Below are 18,160 nucleotides of genomic sequence, written 5' to 3' on the forward strand. Positions count from 1 at the left end.
GGACGTTCCATGCGCCGCCTGAGCCTGATCACAGCCCTGAGCTTCCTTCTCGCCGGGCCTGTGCTGGCCCAGGACGGCAGGAAGCCCGATCCGCGTCAGGACCGGGGCGAGACCCAGGCCCGGCCGGACTTCCGCGACGCGGTCACCGCCCCGCTCGATGATCTGAACCTGAAGCACACCCGCATTCCCGACGTGCTCAAGCGCGCGGTCGCCGGTCCCTACGACATGGACGGGCTGGCGCGCTGCGAGGGCATCGCCGGCGAGATCGGCCGGCTGAACGAGGCGCTGGGGCCGGACCTGGACGAGCCGCCGCCGCCCGACCACCGCACCCGGGGTCAGAAGCTCAAACAAGCTGCGGGGGACGCCGCGGTCAGCGCCGTCGGCGACAAGACCCGCAGCCTGCTGCCCTTCCGCGGCTGGGTGCGCAAACTCTCCGGCGCGGAACGGCGTGACAAGCGGGTCGCCGAGGCGATCAACGCCGGCAAGATCCGCCGTGGCTACCTCAAGGGCGCCGGCATGCGCATGAACTGCGCCCCGCCCGCCGCGCCCAGCTGGTTCGTGCCCGAGCGGGAGGCGAAGGGCGGTGGATTACTGGGCTGGCTGGCGGGGGTTTGGGCCGCCCTGGCGGGCTTCTTCAGGGGCCTGTTCGGCTGAGCCGACGAGGCCGAAGAGAACGAATCACCAACCCGAAGGGATAGCGTTGGAACATCGCCCGACCGCTAGGGGTTGAGTTTTGTTCGGCGGCTGTTCCGCGCTTTTCGCATTTCCTCTCCCGGAGGGAGAGGTGGCCCGGCGGAGCCGGGTCGGAGAGGGAGCCGCCGATCGTCAGGCGCCGGTTCTTCTCTCTCCACCATGCTCCGCATGGTCCCCCTCCCCCTCCGGGGGAGGAGTTCTAATCAGAGCCCCAGCACGGCCTTGGCGATGATGTTGCGCTGGATCTCGTTGGAGCCGCCGAAGATCGAGGTCTTGCGCATGTTGAAGTAGGTCGGGGCGGCCTTGCCGGCGTAGTCGGGGCCGACGGGCAGGTCGTTGCCGCCCTGCATGCCGCGGGCGTAGGGCGCGCCGTAGTGGGCGGCCGCTTCCAGCGTCAGTTCGGTCAGGCGCTGGCCGACCTCGGTGCCCTTGACCTTCAGCAGCGAGGCTTCCGGTCCGGGGCCCTTGCCCTTGCTCTCCGAGGCCAGGCTGCGCAGCTCGGTGTATTCCAGAGCGGCAAGATCGACCTCCAGCTCGGCCACCTTGCGGCGGAAGTCGCTGTCGCGGATCAGCGGCTGGGCGTCGTCGGCCAGTTCCGCCGTGGCCAGCTCGCGCAGGCGCTCGATGCCGCGCTTGGAGCGGGCGACGCCGGCGATGCCGGTGCGCTCGTGGCCGAGCAGGTACTTGGCGACCGTCCAGCCCTTGTTCTCCTCGCCGATCAGGTTGGCGACGGGCACCCGGACGTTGTCGAGGAAGACGTCGTTGACCTCGTGGCCGCCCTCGATGGTGATGATCGGACGCACAGTGATGCCCGGGCTCTTCATGTCGATCAGCAGGAAGGAGATGCCTTCCTGCTTCTTCGCGTCGGGATTTGTGCGGACGAGGAAGAAGCCCCAGTCGGCGAAGTGGCCCTGCGTGGTCCAGGTCTTCTGGCCGGTGACGACGTAGTGGTCGCCGTCGCGCACGGCGCGGGTCGACAGGCCCGCGAGGTCGGAGCCGGCGCCCGGCTCGGAGTAGCCCTGGCACCACCAGATGTCGCCGTTCATCGTGCCCGGCAGGAACTTCTCTTTCTGCTCGGGCGTGGCGAAGGTGTAGAGCACCGGCCCGATCATGCCGAGGCCGAAGCTGGTCTGGCTGGTCTGGGCGCGGGCGAGCTCTTCGCTGAAGATGTATTTGCGGACCGAATCCCAGCCTGTGCCGCCGAATTCGACCGGCCAGGACGGGGTCAGCCAGCCCTTTTTGTGCAGCGTGCGGTGCCAGGCGAGGATGTCTTCCTTGCCGAGATGTTCGCCGGCCTCCTGCTTGCGGCGGGTCTCGGCCGGGTAGTTGGCTTCGATCCAGTCGCGGACTTCCTTACGGAATTCGGCGTGCTCAGGCAGGAAATCGAGATCCATCGGACGTCTCCCAGTGTTGTGCGCTGGACTCTCGCGGTCCGGCTCGGCAGTTTGCGCTCAAACAAGCGTTTCAATGAACGATAGGGGTGAGGCGTCATGGCCGCAATAAATTCCGTCACCGAACTGACCCAGGATGGCGACATCGCCATCATCACGCTGAACTCGCCGCCGGTGAACGCCCTGTCGGCGAACGTCCGCGACGGCCTGTTCGAAGGCTTCAAGGCCGCGATCGCCGACGACTCGGTGAAGGCCATCGTGCTGATCTGCGCGGGCCGCACCTTCATCGCCGGCGCCGACATCAGCGAATTTGGCGGAGCCCAGAAGGGCGCCAGCCTGTTCGACGTCCAGAACATGATGGAAAACTCGCCCAAGGCGGTGGTCGCCGCGATCCACGGGACCGCGCTCGGCGGCGGCCTCGAAGTGGCCCTGACGGCCCATTATCGCGTGGCCGTTCCGTCGGCCAAGTGCGGCCTGCCGGAAGTGAACCTCGGCCTGCTGCCGGGCGCAGGCGGCACCCAGCGCCTGCCGCGCATCGTCGGCGCCGAGAAGGCGCTGGAGATGATGACCAGCGGCGCGCACGTGCCGGCCAAGGAATGCCTGGCCATGGGCCTCGTCGACGCGATGGCCGAGGAGGGCAAGCTGCTCGAGGGCGCCGTCGCCTTCGCCCGCAAGGTGCTCGACGAGAAGATGCCGCTGAAGAAGGTCCGCGACCGCGAGGTGGCCGGCGGCTCGCCGGAGGTCTTCGCCGCGTTCCGCAAGGCCAACGCCCGCAAGTTCCGCGGCTTTGATGCGCCCGAAGCCAACATCAAGTGCGTCGAGGCTTCGCTGCTGCCCTTCGAGGAAGGCCTGAAGGTCGAGCGGACCCTGTTCATGGGCCTGATGACCGGCGCCCAGTCGGCCGCCCAGCGCTACGTCTTCTTCGCCGAGCGCCTGGCCAACAAGATCCCCGACGTGCCCGACGACACGGCCGAAATTCCGGTCAAGAAGGTCGGCATCATCGGCGCCGGCACCATGGGCGGCGGCATCGCCATGAACTTCCTCAACGTCGGCATCCCGGTGACCATCGTCGAGACCAAGCAGGAAGCGCTGGACCGTGGTCTGGGCGTGATCCGCAAGAACTACGAGAACACCGCCAAACGCGGCCGTCTGACGATGGAGCAGGTCGAGCAGCGCATGGGTCTGCTGACCGGTACGCTCGCGCTCGAAGACCTGGCCGACAGCGATCTGGTGATCGAGGCCATCTTCGAGAACATGGCGGTCAAGAAGGAGGTGTTCGGCAAGCTGGACACCATCGTCAAGCAGGGCGCGATCCTCGCCAGCAACACTTCGGCCCTGAACATCGACGAGATCGCCACGGCGGTGAAGCGTCCCGAAGCGGTCATCGGCCTGCACTTCTTCTCGCCGGCCAACGTCATGCGCCTGCTGGAAGTGGTCCGCACCGACCACAGCTCCAACGAGGTCATCGCCACCTCGATGAAGCTGGCCAAGAAGATCGGCAAGGTCGCCGTGCTCGTGGGCGTCTGCCCCGGCTTCGTCGGCAACCGCATGCTGTTCCAGCGCCAGAACCAGGCCCAGCGCCTGGTAATGGAAGGCGCCATGCCCTGGGACGTCGATCGCGTGCTCTACGACTTCGGCTTCCCCATGGGTCCGTTCGCCATGAGCGATCTGGCCGGCCTGGACATCGGCTGGAACAAGGACACCTCGAAGGGCGAGACCATCCGCGACCAGCTCTGCGAACTGGATCGCCGCGGCCAGAAGACCGGCGCCGGCTATTACGACTACGACGAGAACCGCAACGCGATCCCCTCGCCGGTGACCGAAGAGATCATCAAGGGCTTCGCCGCCAAGCAGGGCCTGAACCAGCGGGACATCAGCGACGAGGAAATCCTCGAGCGGACGATCTTCCCGATGATCAACGAGGGGGCCAAGATCCTCGAAGAGGGCAAGGCGATCCGCGCGTCGGACATCGATATCGTGTGGATCAACGGCTACGGCTGGCCCGTCTATCGCGGCGGCCCGATGCACTACGCCGACCTCGTCGGCCTGCCAAAGGTGCTCGAGCGCCTGAAGCAGTACCAGAACGAGATGGGCGACTTCTTCAAGCCGTCCGCCCTGCTCGAAAAGCTGGTCGCCGAGGGCAAAGGGTTCAAGGACCTGAAGTAGGGCCTGACCTGAGGGGCTAGGGATTAGGGGCTAGGGGTCAGTCGCATCGCGCGACCCCGGCCCCTTTTTTCTAGTCCCTAGCCCCTAGCCCGTAGTCCCTAACCCCTTGGACCCGAACGCCATGACCACCCTGCCAGACATGATCGCCGCCGATTTCGGCACGGTGCCCGACATCCTCCGCCTCAACGCGGCCGCGCATCCCGGCAAGGTCGCATTGATCCAGGACGACCGGTCGATGAGCTGGGGCGAGCTGGACGCGATGATGGATCGCGTCGCGGCGGGCCTGCAGCGGTACGGTGTACAGAAGGGCCAGGCCCTGTCGGTCTGCGCGACGACCTCGATCGAATACGCGGCGCTCTACCTCGGGGGCCTTCGCGCGGGGGCGGCGGTGGCGCCGATCGCGCCCTCCTCCACGCCCGAGCAGATCGTGGCGATGGTCAATGACTCCGGGGCCAGCCTGTTCTTCCTCGACAAGACCGTCGCCGCCGAGATGGGCGCGGCCCTGGAGCAGGTGAAGACGAAGCAGGTCGCGCTGGACGGCTCCGACGTCGGCCAGGCGTTCGCCGACTGGCTGCCGCCTGTGGGCGCGAAGCCCGCGCCGGTCACGCTGGAAAAGAAAGACCCGTTCAACATCATCTACTCGTCGGGCACGACCGGCACGCCCAAGGGCATCGTCCAGAGCCACGGCATGCGCTGGCGGCACCTGGCCCCGCGAGAGGACGGCGTCGGCTTCGGCCCCGACGCGGTCGCGTTCATCTCCACGCCGCTCTATTCCAACACGACCCTGGTGCATTTCTTCCCGGCGCTGGCGGGCGGCGGGACGGTGGTCATGCTGGCCAAGTTCGACGTGGTGAAGTGGCTGACAGCCGCGGAAAAGCACCGCGTGACCCACGCCATGCTGGTGCCGGTGCAGTACCGGCGGCTTCTCGAACACCCCGACTTCGACCGCTACGACCTGTCGAGCTTCGTGATGAAGTTCGCCACCAGCGCGCCGTTCTCGGCCGAGCTGAAGAAGCAGGCGCTGGAGCGCTGGCCGGGCGGACTGATCGAATACTACGGCATGACCGAGGGCGGCGGCGGCTTCATGCTGCAGGGCCATCTCCATCCGGACAAGCTGCACACCGTCGGCCAGGTCAGCCCGGGCGCGATCATCAAGATGATCGACGAAGAGGGTAACGAGGTGGGCCCCAACGAGGTCGGCGAGATCGTCGGCCGGTCGGCGGCGACCATGAGCGGCTACCACAACCAGCCGGGCAAGACGGCCGAAGCCCAGTGGACCGACCCGAAGACGGGCGACGTCTACATCCGCACCGGCGACGTGGGCCGGCTCGACGAGGACGGCTTCCTGACGCTGATGGACCGCCGCAAGGACATGATCATCTCGGGCGGCTTCAACGTCTATCCGAGCGATCTGGAGTCGGTGATCGTGCAGCATCCCGCCGTGGCCGAGGCCGCCGTCATCGCCGCGCCGTCGGACGCCTGGGGCGAGACGCCGGTGGCCTTCGTCGCCCTGAAGACCGGCGAGACCGCCACGGCCGAGGAGATCCGGGCGTTCACCAACACCAAGGTCGGCAAGACCCAGCGGGTTTCCGACCTGGTGCTGATCGACGTCCTGCCGCGCAGCCACATCGGCAAGGTGCTCAAGCGCGAGCTGCGGGATGAGTATGTGAAGGGCAAGGCCCAATAAATCCGCTCATCCCGGCGAAGGCCGGGACCCAGGTGTTCTTGATGTGAGTCCGCTCGCGCCCGAGTGTTCCTGAAAAAGCCTGGGTCCCGGCCTTCGCCGGGATGAGCGGAACATTGGGTGAAAGACCCTTGGTCCCCGAACGGCATCTCGCGCGTTTCCCTCCCGGGACGATCGGGCGCAGGGTGGCGGGATGAAGGTGATTTTCTGGGCAGTCGTGGTCTGGGCGGTGGTGATGCTGGGCGTGGCCTGGTTCGCGCCGAGGCCGTCAAACGTCCACCTGACCCGTGAAATGACCTTGATCGCCGCATCGCCAAATCCGGCGCGGGTCAATTCTGCTCCGGCCTGGGACCAGCCGCCGGAGGAAGCCTGCACCGACGCCCCGGCCTTTGAAGCCGCCGCGGCGCGCAACGCCGTCGATATCGACGCGCTGGCGTGGATGCCCTACGGCCCTCCGGAGACCGGCTGGCGCACGTATGCCCCGCGCATCGCCGTCGAGATCGCCTCGAACTGCGCCTGGGAAAGCCCCGGCTTCGCCAACGCGCTGGCCGGATGGCAACGTGCGCACGGCCGCAAGCCCACCGGGGTGATGGACCAGGACACGTTCAGCCAGATGAAGGTGCGCTGGCATCTCCAGCGGCCGTTCGTCGTGCTGAGCCGGCACGGCGACTGCCCGGCCGCGCCGGACCCGGCCCTGCTGGCCACGGCCCGGCCGGAGGAGGTCTATGGCGCCCGGCCGATGCAGCTGCGCGCCGATGCGCTGGCCGCCTATCGCCGGATGGTCGCCGACGCCCGCGCCGCTGATCCCGCCATAGCGCGCGACCGGCAGGCGCTGCTGATCTTCTCCGGCTACCGCAGCCCGGTCGAGAACGACCTGACCTGCCTCCTGCAAGGCGGCTGTGACAACGTCACCCGCGCGCCCTGCTCGGCGCATCGCACGGGGCTGGCGTTCGACATCATCGTCGGCGCGGCGCCGGGGGGACGGGTGGATTCGACCGAGAACGGCAACCGCCTGTTCCAGTCGCAAACGCCGACCTACCTCTGGCTGGTGCGCAACGCGCATCGCTATGGCTTCGTGAACTACGTCTTCGAGCCCTGGCACTGGGAATGGTCGCCGCCGGAACAGCGGGGCGCGACGCGCGCTTAGGTCTCCTGACCAGGAGACAAGTCCGTGATCCGTGCACCGCTTTCCGCCGCCCTGCTGCTGACCCTCGCCGCCTGTGGCGATGGCGCTGATCCAAGGGCTGGCCATGACGTTCCGGCCGCTGTGATCGTCACACCGCCGCCGACGCTGACCCGCACGGCCATCGACGCGGCCGTCTTCACGCCGGCCCCCGTTCCGGCGCCGGGCGCGCCGGCTGCGCCGCTGAACGCAGAAGCAGACCCGGCCGTCCTGCGCGCCCAGGTGCTGCTGGACCGGGCCGACTTTTCGCCGGGCGTGATCGACGGCTTCTCGGGCGAGAACGTGCGGCAGGCCATCGCCGCCTATGAAGGCGCCCAGGGCCTGCCGGTCGACGGGGTGCTGGACCAGGAAGTGTTCGCCCGCCTGACCGGCGCGGATACCGCGCCCGCCCTGACCGACTATGTGATCACCGCCGCCGACGTCGCCGGACCGTTCGTGTTGGACATGCCGACCGATCTGGTCGCGCAGAGCAAGCTGCCGAAGCTGGCCTATTCCGGCCCGGCCGAACTGCTGTCCGAGACGTTTCACACCACCCCGACCCTGTTGCAGGCGTTGAACCCGGGCGTCGACCTGACAAAGGCCGGAACCGCCATCGTCGTGCCGGCTGTTCGCGCGCAGGCGCTGGCCGCGCCGGTGACGCGGATCGTCGTGGACAAGGCAGAGCGAGCCGTGAAGGCCTACGCCGCCGACGGCCGGCTGCTCGCCTTCTATCCGGCCAGCATCGGCAGCACCGACCGGCCCGCGCCGACAGGCAGTATGACCGTGCGGGCCGTCGCGCCGAACCCGACCTATACCTTTGATCCCAAGCGGCTGACCTTCGGCTCGTCGAAGACGAAGGTGACCATTCCCGCAGGCCCCAACAGTCCTGTCGGGCTCGTCTGGATCGACCTGTCGAAGGACACCTTCGGCATTCACGGCTCCGATGTACCCAAGGAAATCGGCAAGACCTTCAGCCACGGCTGCGTTCGCCTGACCAACTGGGACGCGCTGCAGCTGGCCGCCGCCGTCAAGCCGGGCGTCGCCGTCGAGTTCACCGGCTGAGGCCGCTACCCGATTTGCGTACCCCCGCCCCTAGCCGTCAGGCTCCGGAAGGGCCAAGGTAGTTAAAACGAACGGGGAGAATGACCATGAGCGACGGGTCCGTGGATCTGAAGCAGACCGCCGCCGAGCACGCCTGGAGCATGCCGCTGTCGGAGATCAAGGTCGCCGACCCGCTGCTGTTCCAGACCGACACCATGTGGCCCTACTTCGACCGCCTCCGGAAGGAAGCGCCGGTCCACTATCAGGCCGAGCACGAGTTCGGGCCCTACTGGTCGGTGACCAAGTACAACGACATCATGGCCGTCGACACCAACCACCAGGTGTTCTCGTCCGAGGGCGGCATCACCCTGGCCGAGGGGTCGGAGGACTTCCGGCTGCCGATGTTCATCGCCATGGACCCGCCCAAGCACGACGTGCAGCGCAAGACGGTCAGCCCCGTCGTCTCGCCGGGCAACCTGCAGTACCTCGAGCCGATCATCCGCGAGCGCGCGGCGAAGATCCTCGATGAGCTGCCGATCGGCGAGGAGATCGACTGGGTCGACAAGGTCTCGATCGAGCTGACGACCATGACGCTGGCGACGCTGTTCGACTTCCCGTGGGAAGACCGGCGCAAGCTGACCTACTGGTCCGACACGGCCACCGCCAGCAAGTTCAGCCCGTTCTACAAGGGCGAGGACCACCGCCGCGCGGCGCTGTTCGAATGCGTCGAGTACTTCACCCGGCTGTGGAACGAGCGGGTCAACGCCGAGCCGAAGAACGACCTGATCTCGATGCTGTGCCACGGCGAATCCACGCGGAACATGGATCGCATGGAGTATCTCGGGAACCTGATCCTGCTGATCGTCGGCGGGAACGACACGACCCGCAACACCATCACCGGCAGCATCCTGGCCCTGAACCAGAACCCCGACCAGTTCGCCAAACTGAAGGCCGACCCGTCGCTGATCCCCTCGATGGTGTCGGAGACCATCCGCTGGCAGACGCCGCTGGCCTACATGCGTCGCCGCGCGCTGCAGGACGTCGAGCTGAACGGCCAGAAGATCAAAAAGGGCGACAAGGTCCTGATGTGGTACGTCTCGGGCAACCGCGATGACGAGGTCATCGAGAACCCCAACAGCTACATCATCGACCGCGAACGCCCGCGCCAGCACCTCTCGTTCGGGTTCGGCATCCACCGCTGCGTCGGCAACCGTCTGGCCGAACTGCAGCTGCGGATCATCTGGGAGGAAATCCTCGCCCGCTTCCCGGACATCCAGGTGACCGGCGAGCCGACGCGCGTCGCCTCCTCGTTCGTGAAGGGCTACGAGCACCTGCCGGTGGTCATCCCGGGTCGCAACTGAGGCGTCAGACGAGCGTCGCGTCCAGGGTGATCTCGGCCTTCAGCAGCTTCGACACCGGGCAGTTCTTTTCCGCCACGCCGGCCAGTTCATCGAACTTCGCCTGATCCAGACCCGGAACTTTCGCGGTCAGGGTCAGCGCGGACCTTGTGATGGTGAACCCGCCGTCCTTCGAGTCCAGCGACACCGCCGCCTCGGTGGTCAGGCTTTCGGGCGTGAAGCCGGCCGTCTGAAGCTGGAACGCCAGGGCCATGGTGAAACAGCCGGCGTGGGCCGCCGCGATCAGCTCCTCGGGGTTGGTCCCCGGCTCATTCTCGAAGCGGGTCTTGAAGCCATAGGGGGCGGCCGACAGAACGCCGGATCCCGTCGTGAGGTCGCCGGAGCCGTCGCGGCCCGTGCCCTGCCAGTGTGCGGTCGCCTTGCGGATCATGGTCTCTTCCCTTGCTGCCGTGGTCCACTGTAGCGCCGAACGGGCGCCATCGGTTGCGGTCCCACGGCATCTCACGCCGCCGTGACGATTTGACGGGACATCGTTACCCGGGTAACGAGTGGTCACCGGATGGGCATGGGGCCCGTCGAATCGCGAGCAGGAAACCATGCAGACGTCCAAATGCATGACCCTTCGACCGGCCTCCTCCGCGCCCGTTGGCGCGGGTTGCACCGCGTCTGCTCGCGAGGTTTGCGCCGCCTAGATCACGTTTCGATCCAGCGCCCCGTCCCTCCCGAGCCCGATCGCTCTGGAGGGATTTTTTGTATCCGTCATCCAGCGTCCATCGGGTTCGGGCTTATCTCTGAAAGTCTCCGACCGTGACCGACATGACCCTGAACCCGACCGCCCTGCGAAGAACGCCCTGGCTCATTGAAGCTCGCGCGCTGCTGGTGCTGGCCGCCCCGATGGCCGGCTCGCAGCTGGCGCAGATGGCCATCATGACCACCGACGTCGTGCTGCTGGGCCGGCTTAGCCGCGAAGCCCTGGCCGCCGCGGCTATCGGCAACACCGTGTTCTTCTTCGCCTGGCTGATCGGCAGCGGCCCCGGCATGGCCGTCTCGCCGGTCGTGGCCCAGATCCTCGGCGCCTCGCCGCGAGACCGTCGGCATGTGCGCGCCACCGTGCGGATGGGCCTGTGGGTGACGATGCTGGCCGCCCTGCCGTTGATGCTGATCATGCTCAACGCCCGCTGGATCCTGTCGCACCTGGGACAGGACCCGCAGCTGGCGCGCGACGCCGGCGTTTTCGTCTCGATGCTGGCCATCGGCCTGCCGTTCGCGCTGGGCTATCAGGCCCTGCGCAGCTTCACGGCCGCGCTGGGCAAGCCGGCGGCGGCCCTGTGGGTCATGCTGGCGGCGATCGGAGTCAACGGCCTGCTCGGCTGGAGCCTGATCTTCGGTCACTTCGGGCTGCCTGCGCTCGGGCTGCTGGGCTCTGGCCTGGCCACGGCGGTCTCGGCCGTGTTCGAGTTCGTCGCCATGGTCGTGGTGATCTGGCTGACCCCCAGCCTGCGCGCCTATCGCATCTTCCGCCGCGCCCACAGGCCGGTGCCCGTGCGGGTCAAGGAACTGATCCGTCTGGGCATGCCGATCAGCATGACGATGATCTTCGAAGCCATGCTGTTCAACACCATGACCCTGATCATGGGCACGTTCGGCGCCGTCGCCGTGGCGGCGCACCAGATCGCGCTGAACTTCGCCTCGATCACCTTCATGGTGCCGCTGGGCATCGGGATGGCGTCGACGGTGCGCGTGGGTCTGGCCGCCGGCCGGGACGACATGCCCGCCGCGCGCCGCGCCGGGATCACCGCCATGGTTCTGGCGGTCGGCTTCATCAGCGTGGTGGCCGTGGCCATGGTGCTGTTCGGTCCGCAGATCGCGGCCCTCTACCTGGGCCACGGCCGGGCGGGCGACGACCAGGTGGTGATCTTCGCCACCCAGTTCCTGATGATCGCCGCGGCGTTCCAGGTGTTCGACGCCCTGCAGGTGGTCGGCGCCCAGGCGCTGCGCGGCCTGAAGGACGCCCGCATGCCGATGATCCTCGCCGGCGTCAGTTACTGGCTGGTCGGGGCCCCGGTCTGCATCCTGCTCGGCGTGGTGCTGAAGATGCAGGGCCTGGGCATCTGGATCGGCCTGGCCGTGGGCCTGGCCGTGGCGGCCGTGCTGATGGTCGCACGGTTCGCGCGGATCACGCGGGCGGGGTGACGCCGGGGACATGTACCGCAGGTACGTGTCCCCCAAACCCGCCGCTCGATTAGGGGACACGTACCTGCGGTACATGTCCCCGGTCGCTGGTCAGAACGGCAGCGCCTTCACATCCGGCTCGACCCACGTCCGCCGCGCCTCGGGCGAGAACAGCCGCTCGTGAGTCCAGAAGGCCAGCAGCCAGTCGCGCCGGCCGAGATTCGTCGCCATCAGCCGGTTACAGGCCTCGAACAGCGGCGTCCCTTCCGGCAGGCTGGCGAGACACGCGCGCGTCGCCCGCAGCGAGGCCAGGGTGATGGTCTCGTGATAGCCCCCGGAGTCGGTGTTGGGCACGCCGGTCGCGGTGTTGTAGGCGCGGATCAGGCCCGGCATGTCGCGCTCCGGATCGAGCGTCGACTGGCCGGCGATCAACCAGACGGCGGCCGCGAAATGCGCCGCATGGGTCCAGGCCGGCTTGGGCAGGGTTCGGGCGACGACGCCCTCGCCGATGGCGATGATCTCGGCGTCAGTGGTGAAGGGGGTGGTCATGGAAGGCTCCTGTCAATGAAGCCGGCGCCCCGGAACGACAAACCCGCCGGGGTCGCCGGCGGGGTCTGTTCGATGGGGTGGAAGATGGATCGGGCCTCGATCACCTCACCGCACGCGCAACGGCCGCCGGAAGAGTCCGACGTTGTTGCTGCGCGGCGATGGTGCGGGCGAGAGCCATGGACGGGGCGTCTAAGGCAGGATGGTTCGCCAGACAAGATGCTCCCCCCTTTGGGGGAGCTGTCCGCGAAGCGGGTTGAGGGGGTCTGCTCAGATCTCGGGTGACCCCCTCCGGCCCTTCGGGCCACCTCCCCCGATGGGGAGGATCTAGGCGGCGTCCGCCAACTCGCGGTTCGCTTCCGCCGTGATCTCGAAGCTGCGCAGGCGGGCCGCGTGGTCGTGGATCTGGCCGGTGATGATCAGCTCGTCGGCGCCAGTGCGCGCGATGAACTCGGCCAGGCCCTTGCGCACGGTCTCGCGCGAGCCGACCACCGAACAGCGCAGGGCTGACGCGAGCCGCGCCTTGGCGTCGGCGGGAAGCCGGGCCTCATAGCCCTCCAACGGCGGCGGCAGGCGGCCGGGCATGCCGGTGGCGAGGTTGACGAAGGCCTGCTGCAACGACGTGAACAGCAGCCTGGCCTCTTCGTCGGTGTCAGCGGCGAAGACGTTCAGCGCCAGCATGACATAGGGCTTGTCGAGCTGGGCCGAGGGCTCGAACCGGGCGCGGTAGGCGGCCACGGCGGCCTCCATCTCCTGCGGCGCGAAGTGGCTGGCGAAGGCGTAGGGCAGGCCGAGCGCGGCGGCCAGATGGGCGCCGAACTGGCTGGAGCCGAGGATCCAGACGGGCACGTCGAGCCCCTCGCCCGGCGTGGCGACCACGGCCTGGCCCGGCTGGGCCGGCTGGAAGTAGCGCATCAGCTCCATCACATCGGCGGGGAAGCGGTCGACGTCGCCAACCATGGTCCGGCGCAGGGCGCGGGCGGTCAGCTGGTCGGTGCCCGGCGCGCGGCCGAGGCCGAGATCGATGCGCGGGCCGTACAGCGCCGCGAGCGTCCCGAACTGCTCGGCGATCTGCAGCGGCGCATGGTTGGGCAGCATGATCCCGCCCGACCCGACGCGGATCGTCGAGGTGCCCTCGGCCACATGGCCGATCAGCACGCTGGTCGCCGCGCTGGCGATGCCGCGCATGTTGTGATGCTCGGCCAGCCAGAACCGGTTGTAGCCCCACCGCTCGGCGTGCTGCGCCAGGTCGCGGCTGTTGTGCAGCGCCTGCTGGACGCTGGAGCCCTGAACGACGGGGGCAAGGTCGAGTACGGAGAGAGGAGTCATGAGGGGGATATGGGGGCTCGCGGCTGCCGATAAAGTCTTTCCTCTCCCGGAGGGAGAGGTGGCCCGGCGGGGCCGGGTCGGAGAGGGAGACACCGCAATCAACAGTCGAGCACCGTGCCTCCCTCTCAGTCACCGCTCCGCGGCGACAGCTCTCCCTCTGGGAGAGCGAAGTCGCATCACGGAATCAGCAGCACCCGACCCACCGCCTGCCGGCTCTCGATGTAGGCGTGCGCCGCTGCCGCTTCCGACAGCGGGAACTCGCGGTCGATGACGACCTTGATGTCGCCCTTCGCCGCGTCCTCGATCAGGCCCTGGATCATGTCGTGGGCGCGGTCGGTCATGATCTCGGCGCCGAGGAAGACGCCGCTGAGGGAGCGGTTGCCGCCCATCAGGCTGCCGACGTCGACGACCATCGGCTCGCGCCCGGCCTGGCCGACCATCGAGACCCGGCCGCGATAGCCCAGCGACAGAATCGAGCCCTGCAGGGTCGGGCCGCCGACGCTGTCGACCACGAGGTTCACGCCCTTCTTGTCGGTGATTTTCATCACCGCCTCGGGCACGGCGTCCCGGGTGTAGTTGATGCCGTGGTCGAGGCCGTAGGCCTTGAGCTTCTCCAGCCGCGCGTCGCTGGAGGCGGTGGCCAGCACCCGCGCGCCGGCGCGCTTGGCCAGCTGGATGGCGGCCAGCCCCACGCCCGAGGCGCCGGCCTGGACCAGCACGGTCTCGCCGGCCTTGAGGCGGCCGAACTCGAACAGGCAGTCATGGGCCGTGCCGAAGGCCACCGGGATGACGGCGGCGTGGCGCGGGTCGAGGCTGTCCGGGATCGGCCAGCAGTTGCGAGCCGGCACCGGCCGCAGCTCCGCGTGGCTGCCGAAGCCGTCGCAGGTGGCGACCTTCTGGCCGACCTTGAGGTGGGTGACCTCCGAGCCGACCTCGACGATCTCGCCGGCGGCCTGGTAGCCGACGATGTGCGGCTTCGTGACGAGGGGGCCGCGCCAGCGGTTCAGCGTATCGCCGCCCTCGATGGAGACCGCGAGGACGCGGATGATGACGCCCTTGGGATGGCAGACGGGGTCAGGCACGTCCTCGTACTTCAGGACGTCGGGGGATCCGTTCTCGTAGTAGACGGCGGCTTTCATGGGGGGCTCCTCGGGGACATGTACCGCAGGTACGTGTCCCCCAATCCAGATTCAGCAATGGCTCGATTAGGGGACACGTACCTGGCGGTACATGTCCCCGGCTACCCCCACACCGGCGGCTTGCGGCCGATCCAGGGGATTTCCTTCTCCAGCTGGCCAGCCAGCCGATAGAGCGTCGCTTCGTCGCCGAAGCGGCCGGTGAACATCATGCCGAGCGGCAACTTATCAACGCTTTCCCAGAGGGGCAGCGACAAGGACGGCTGGCCGGTGAAGTTGAACGGCGGGGTGGTGCCGTAGGTGGCCGCCTGGCGCTTGTCGAATTCCTTCACGTCGACCGTCAGCGGGTCGAGCCAGTCGATGCGCGGCGACGGGTGGCTCATGGTCGGGGTCAGGAAGACGTCGAACGACTGGAAGCGCTCGAGGATCTGGATGTTGATCAGCCGCAGGGTCTGCCAGCCCCACAGCGCCTGCTGGCCGGAGACGCGGCGGCCGCCGTCGTAGCCGCGCTGGGCCAGCGGGCCCAGTTCGCCCGGCTCCGGCTCGCGGCCGAGCAGCTCGACCCAGCGCTGGATCGAGGCGGCGAAGTTGGAGGCCGAGACCAGACCCTGGGCGCGGTAGAGCAGACGGTAGTCGATGCCGAGACCCATCTCGACCACCTCGTGGCCGAGGTGCTTGAGCGTCTCGACCGTCTTCTGGGTCGCGGCGATCATCTCGTCGCCCATCGGCCGGCCGCTGGGGGTTTCGTTGGACCAGGCGATCTTCAGCTTGCCGGGACTGCGGCTGACTTCCTCGAGGAACGGCCGCTCCTTCTTCGGATGGGTGAAGGGGTCGCCGGCCTGCGGGCCGTCAGTCGCGTCGAGCATGGCGGCGCTGTCGCGCACCGTGCGGCTGACCACATGGTGGACCGAGAAGCCGATCGCGCCGTCAGTGACTTCACAGATGGGCGTGCGGTCGCGGGTGATCTTCATGCCGACAAGGCCGCAGTTGGCCGCCGGGATGCGGATGGAACCCAGACCGTCGCTGGCGTGGGCCAGCGGCACCATGCCCGACGCCGTGGCGCTGGCCGCGCCGCCGGACGAGCCGCCGCTGATGTGCTCAGGGTTCCAGGGATTGCCGCAGGGGCCCAGCCGCTCGGACTGGGTGACGCCCGGGATGCCGAACTCCGGCGTGTTGGTCTTGCCCAGCAGGACCACGCCGCTGTTGCGATAGCGGCGGACCAGTTCGCTGTCGGCGGCGTCGGCCGCGACCTGGGCGTACATCGAGCCGGAGCTGCGCGGCCAGCCCTGCACCTGGGCGCCGAGGTCCTTGATCAGGAACGGCACGCCCTGGAACGGCCCCTCGGGCAGCGGCCCGGCGGCGACCTTGCGCGCCTCGTCATAGGCCTTGTGGACGACGGCGTTGAGCGTGGGGTTGTGGCGCTCGATGCGCTCGATGGCCGCGTCGACCAGCTCGGCCGGCGAGACCTCGCCCTTCTTCACCAGCGCGGCCAGACCCAGGCCGTCGTGGTCCGCGTACTCGGCGAACGCCATCTGTCTCTCCCGTGATGTTCTATCGCGCGGAGAGGAAGGCGAGCTTCTCCACCGGCGGCAGGTCGTGCGCCTGCGTTTTCAGAGTTTGAAACGCTTGTTCGGCCGCGTCGAGGGCGAACTGGATATCGGCGTCGGTCATCGCCGCGCAGAGGAACATATTGTGCCAGGGGTGGACGTAGACGCCCTTGCCCAGCATGGCGCTGGACCAGCAGAAGCCCTTGCGCAGGTCCGGGTCGTCGTCGAACAGGAACAGCGGCATAACGCCGGGCCCGGTCTGGCGGAAGCCGAAGCCGGCGGCGGCGGCGCGTTCGGCGAGGCCCGCGCGCAGGGTTTCGCCCAGCGCCGTGATCCGCTCCAGATAGTCGGTCTCGCGCACCAGCCGCAGGGTTTCCAGTCCCGCCGCCATGGCCGCGCCCGCGTACCAGAAGGAGCCGGTGACATAGATCGAGGCGGCGGCCTTGCGGGCCTTGTCGTTGCCGAGCAGGGCCGAGATCGGGTGGCCGTTGGCGATGCACTTGCCCCAGGTCGACAGGTCCGGCTGGACGCCGATCGCCGACCAGCTGCAGTCGCGGGCGATCCGCAGGCCGGCGCGCACGTCGTCGACGATCAGCAGGGCGCCCGTCTGGTCTGCCAGTTCACGGGCGCGCCGGGCGTAGGCCAGGTCCGGCGCGGCCTGGTCGATGAAGGCGTCATGACGGAAGGGCGCCGCGAAGATGGCCGCCAGATCGTCGCCAGCCTTGGCCACGGCGGCCTCGAGGCTGGCGATGTCGTTGTAGGCGCAGAATATCTGGTTGGCCTTGTCCTCGGCAGTCGTGCCGGCGGGCCTGGGCGTGCACCAGGGCGCGGCCCCGTGATAGGCGCCGCGGGCCAGCACCAGGGTCTTGCGGCCGGTGTGCTGGCGGGCGGTCATCATCGCCATGGTCGTGGCGTCCGTGCCGTTCTTGCAGAACATCGCCCAGTCGGCGTGGGTCACCATGCCGACGAAGGCCTCGGCCAGCTCGACCATCAGGCCTGTGGGGCCGGTCAAGGCGTCGCCCTGCCCCAGCTGGCGCACATAGGCGGCGTCGATACCCGGGTTGGCGTAGCCGAACAGGTTGGGCCCGTAGGCGCACATCAGGTCGAGGTAGCGCTTGCCGTCGGCGTCGGTGATGTGGGCGCCGTCGCCGCTGCGGAAGAACTGCGGATAGTCGTCGGGCAGCAGCCCCACAGACTGGTGGCCGTACATGCCGCCGGGGATCACCGCCTCGGCCCGGCGGCGGAGGTTGCGATCGACGCTGTTGGAGCCGCTGGCCGTCATCGTCTTCTCCCGCTGGATCCCGGCCGGGAGGTTAGCAATGAAAAGGCCGCGGAGTCGCCCCCGCGGCCTGATCGTTCTGTCGAGGTGGAGCGACTACTTGCCGCCGCCGTTCCAGATGTCTTCCGCGACCTCGATGAACACCTCGATGTTCGTCGCCAGATTGGCGCGGGTGATGCCGTTGTCGAAGATGATGTAGCGCGACACTTCCAGCGAATTGTCGCCGGCGTTGCGCACGCCGACCGCCGAGCGGTCGATTTCCTTCTCGCGGGTGTCGACTTCCGTGTCGGAGCCCAGCGTGAAGCTGGCCGACAGGTTGGCGCCGTTGCAGCGCTTCGGCGTGCCCTTGCAGACCGTGCCGTAGACGACGAATTTCATGCCGCCGGCCGTGGAGGCGCCGATATAGGGCGCGCCGCTGTCGAGCGCGCCTTCCTTGGTGACCGTGGCTCCGGCGGCGGTCAGGGCCGCCTTCATGTCCGACGGCGCCCAGTCGCTCAGCAGACCATTCTGGGCAAACGCGGCGCCGGGAACCGACAAGGCGAGCGCCAGGGCGCTGACCGTGGCGAGCGATTTCAGCATGTCATTTTTCCTGTTCACAAGAATTTCCCCAGATTTCCCGGGGCGCCGGTGAACAAGCGCCCCGCTTCAACGCACCT

At 68.2% G+C, this 18,160-nt stretch carries 15 protein-coding genes; 7 read left to right on the forward strand and 8 right to left on the reverse strand.

What is annotated here, in order from left to right; genetic code table 11:
* The first annotated feature begins 9 nt into the window (after positions 1 to 9).
* Positions 10 to 654, forward strand: a complete 645-nt coding sequence (locus ACODSL_RS06405) for a hypothetical protein (protein WP_488899829.1) — start codon at positions 10 to 12, stop codon at positions 652 to 654.
* A gap of 242 nt (positions 655 to 896) precedes the next feature.
* Here the strand turns inward: ACODSL_RS06405 and ACODSL_RS06410 are convergent, their stop codons facing one another.
* Positions 897 to 2,087 (reverse strand): acyl-CoA dehydrogenase family protein, encoded by a 1,191-nt coding sequence (locus ACODSL_RS06410; protein ID WP_488899830.1) that lies wholly within the window; start codon positions 2,085 to 2,087, stop codon positions 897 to 899.
* 96 nt (positions 2,088 to 2,183) lie between these two features.
* Between ACODSL_RS06410 and ACODSL_RS06415 the strand changes: the two genes are divergently transcribed.
* The 5 genes from ACODSL_RS06415 (at position 2,184) to ACODSL_RS06435 (ending at position 9,498) form a co-directional block, all read left to right on the forward strand.
* A complete protein-coding gene (locus tag ACODSL_RS06415; RefSeq protein WP_488899831.1) occupies positions 2,184 to 4,250 on the forward strand; it encodes a 3-hydroxyacyl-CoA dehydrogenase NAD-binding domain-containing protein in 2,067 nt (688 codons plus the stop codon).
* A gap of 121 nt (positions 4,251 to 4,371) precedes the next feature.
* Positions 4,372 to 5,937, forward strand: coding sequence for a class I adenylate-forming enzyme family protein (locus ACODSL_RS06420; protein WP_488899832.1), 1,566 nt, complete (start codon positions 4,372 to 4,374; stop codon positions 5,935 to 5,937).
* Positions 5,938 to 6,127: 190 nt separating this feature from the next.
* Complete coding sequence (locus ACODSL_RS06425; protein WP_488899833.1) at positions 6,128 to 7,081, forward strand: D-alanyl-D-alanine carboxypeptidase family protein; 954 nt, start codon at positions 6,128 to 6,130, stop codon at positions 7,079 to 7,081.
* A 24-nt stretch (positions 7,082 to 7,105) separates the two neighbouring features.
* Entirely contained in the window at positions 7,106 to 8,158 is a 1,053-nt protein-coding gene (locus tag ACODSL_RS06430; protein ID WP_488899834.1) for a L,D-transpeptidase family protein, read from the forward strand.
* Between the two features lie 86 nt (positions 8,159 to 8,244).
* Positions 8,245 to 9,498 carry a cytochrome P450 gene (locus ACODSL_RS06435; RefSeq protein ID WP_488899835.1) on the forward strand — a complete coding sequence of 418 codons (1,254 nt, stop codon included), beginning with the start codon at positions 8,245 to 8,247 and terminating at the stop codon, positions 9,496 to 9,498.
* Positions 9,499 to 9,502: 4 nt separating this feature from the next.
* Here the strand turns inward: ACODSL_RS06435 and ACODSL_RS06440 are convergent, their stop codons facing one another.
* Positions 9,503 to 9,925 (reverse strand): OsmC family protein, encoded by a 423-nt coding sequence (locus ACODSL_RS06440; protein ID WP_488899836.1) that lies wholly within the window; start codon positions 9,923 to 9,925, stop codon positions 9,503 to 9,505.
* A gap of 386 nt (positions 9,926 to 10,311) precedes the next feature.
* On the opposite strand from ACODSL_RS06440, the gene ACODSL_RS06445 reads away from it, so the two are divergent.
* On the forward strand, positions 10,312 to 11,688 hold the full coding sequence (locus ACODSL_RS06445; RefSeq protein WP_488900286.1) for an MATE family efflux transporter: 1,377 nt from the start codon (positions 10,312 to 10,314) through the stop codon (positions 11,686 to 11,688).
* Between the two features lie 90 nt (positions 11,689 to 11,778).
* Here ACODSL_RS06445 and ACODSL_RS06450 read toward each other — a convergent pair whose 3' ends face one another.
* The 6 genes from ACODSL_RS06450 to ACODSL_RS06475 form a co-directional block, all read right to left on the reverse strand.
* Positions 11,779 to 12,216, reverse strand: coding sequence for a hypothetical protein (locus tag ACODSL_RS06450; protein WP_488899837.1), 438 nt, complete (start codon positions 12,214 to 12,216; stop codon positions 11,779 to 11,781).
* Between the two features lie 324 nt (positions 12,217 to 12,540).
* Complete coding sequence (locus ACODSL_RS06455; RefSeq protein ID WP_488899838.1) at positions 12,541 to 13,542, reverse strand: LLM class flavin-dependent oxidoreductase; 1,002 nt, start codon at positions 13,540 to 13,542, stop codon at positions 12,541 to 12,543.
* A 176-nt stretch (positions 13,543 to 13,718) separates the two neighbouring features.
* Complete coding sequence (locus tag ACODSL_RS06460) at positions 13,719 to 14,681, reverse strand: quinone oxidoreductase family protein (protein ID WP_488899839.1); 963 nt, start codon at positions 14,679 to 14,681, stop codon at positions 13,719 to 13,721.
* 101 nt (positions 14,682 to 14,782) lie between these two features.
* A complete protein-coding gene (locus tag ACODSL_RS06465; RefSeq protein WP_488899840.1) occupies positions 14,783 to 16,210 on the reverse strand; it encodes an amidase in 1,428 nt (475 codons plus the stop codon).
* Between the two features lie 19 nt (positions 16,211 to 16,229).
* Positions 16,230 to 17,507, reverse strand: a complete 1,278-nt coding sequence (locus ACODSL_RS06470; protein ID WP_488899841.1) for an aminotransferase class III-fold pyridoxal phosphate-dependent enzyme — start codon at positions 17,505 to 17,507, stop codon at positions 16,230 to 16,232.
* Between the two features lie 93 nt (positions 17,508 to 17,600).
* Positions 17,601 to 18,083, reverse strand: coding sequence for a type III secretion system chaperone family protein (locus tag ACODSL_RS06475; RefSeq protein WP_488899842.1), 483 nt, complete (start codon positions 18,081 to 18,083; stop codon positions 17,601 to 17,603).
* Positions 18,084 to 18,160: the final 77 nt, after the last annotated feature.

This window comes from Caulobacter sp. FG121 (assembly GCF_057809815.1).

What these genes read in the sequence shown, in the direction of transcription:
- ACODSL_RS06405 (WP_488899829.1), top strand. Translation starts at nt 10, where the DNA reads ATGCGCCGCCTGAGCCTGATCACAGCCCTGAGCTTCCTTCTCGCCGGG.
- ACODSL_RS06410 (WP_488899830.1), bottom strand. Translation starts at nt 2,087, where the DNA reads ATGGATCTCGATTTCCTGCCTGAGCACGCCGAATTCCGTAAGGAAGTC.
- ACODSL_RS06415 (WP_488899831.1), top strand. Translation starts at nt 2,184, where the DNA reads ATGGCCGCAATAAATTCCGTCACCGAACTGACCCAGGATGGCGACATC.
- ACODSL_RS06420 (WP_488899832.1), top strand. Translation starts at nt 4,372, where the DNA reads ATGACCACCCTGCCAGACATGATCGCCGCCGATTTCGGCACGGTGCCC.
- ACODSL_RS06425 (WP_488899833.1), top strand. Translation starts at nt 6,128, where the DNA reads ATGAAGGTGATTTTCTGGGCAGTCGTGGTCTGGGCGGTGGTGATGCTG.
- ACODSL_RS06435 (WP_488899835.1), top strand. Translation starts at nt 8,245, where the DNA reads ATGAGCGACGGGTCCGTGGATCTGAAGCAGACCGCCGCCGAGCACGCC.
- ACODSL_RS06440 (WP_488899836.1), bottom strand. Translation starts at nt 9,925, where the DNA reads ATGATCCGCAAGGCGACCGCACACTGGCAGGGCACGGGCCGCGACGGC.
- ACODSL_RS06445 (WP_488900286.1), top strand. Translation starts at nt 10,312, where the DNA reads ATGACCCTGAACCCGACCGCCCTGCGAAGAACGCCCTGGCTCATTGAA.
- ACODSL_RS06450 (WP_488899837.1), bottom strand. Translation starts at nt 12,216, where the DNA reads ATGACCACCCCCTTCACCACTGACGCCGAGATCATCGCCATCGGCGAG.
- ACODSL_RS06455 (WP_488899838.1), bottom strand. Translation starts at nt 13,542, where the DNA reads ATGACTCCTCTCTCCGTACTCGACCTTGCCCCCGTCGTTCAGGGCTCC.
- ACODSL_RS06460 (WP_488899839.1), bottom strand. Translation starts at nt 14,681, where the DNA reads ATGAAAGCCGCCGTCTACTACGAGAACGGATCCCCCGACGTCCTGAAG.
- ACODSL_RS06465 (WP_488899840.1), bottom strand. Translation starts at nt 16,210, where the DNA reads ATGGCGTTCGCCGAGTACGCGGACCACGACGGCCTGGGTCTGGCCGCG.
- ACODSL_RS06470 (WP_488899841.1), bottom strand. Translation starts at nt 17,507, where the DNA reads ATGACGGCCAGCGGCTCCAACAGCGTCGATCGCAACCTCCGCCGCCGG.
- ACODSL_RS06475 (WP_488899842.1), bottom strand. Translation starts at nt 18,083, where the DNA reads ATGCTGAAATCGCTCGCCACGGTCAGCGCCCTGGCGCTCGCCTTGTCG.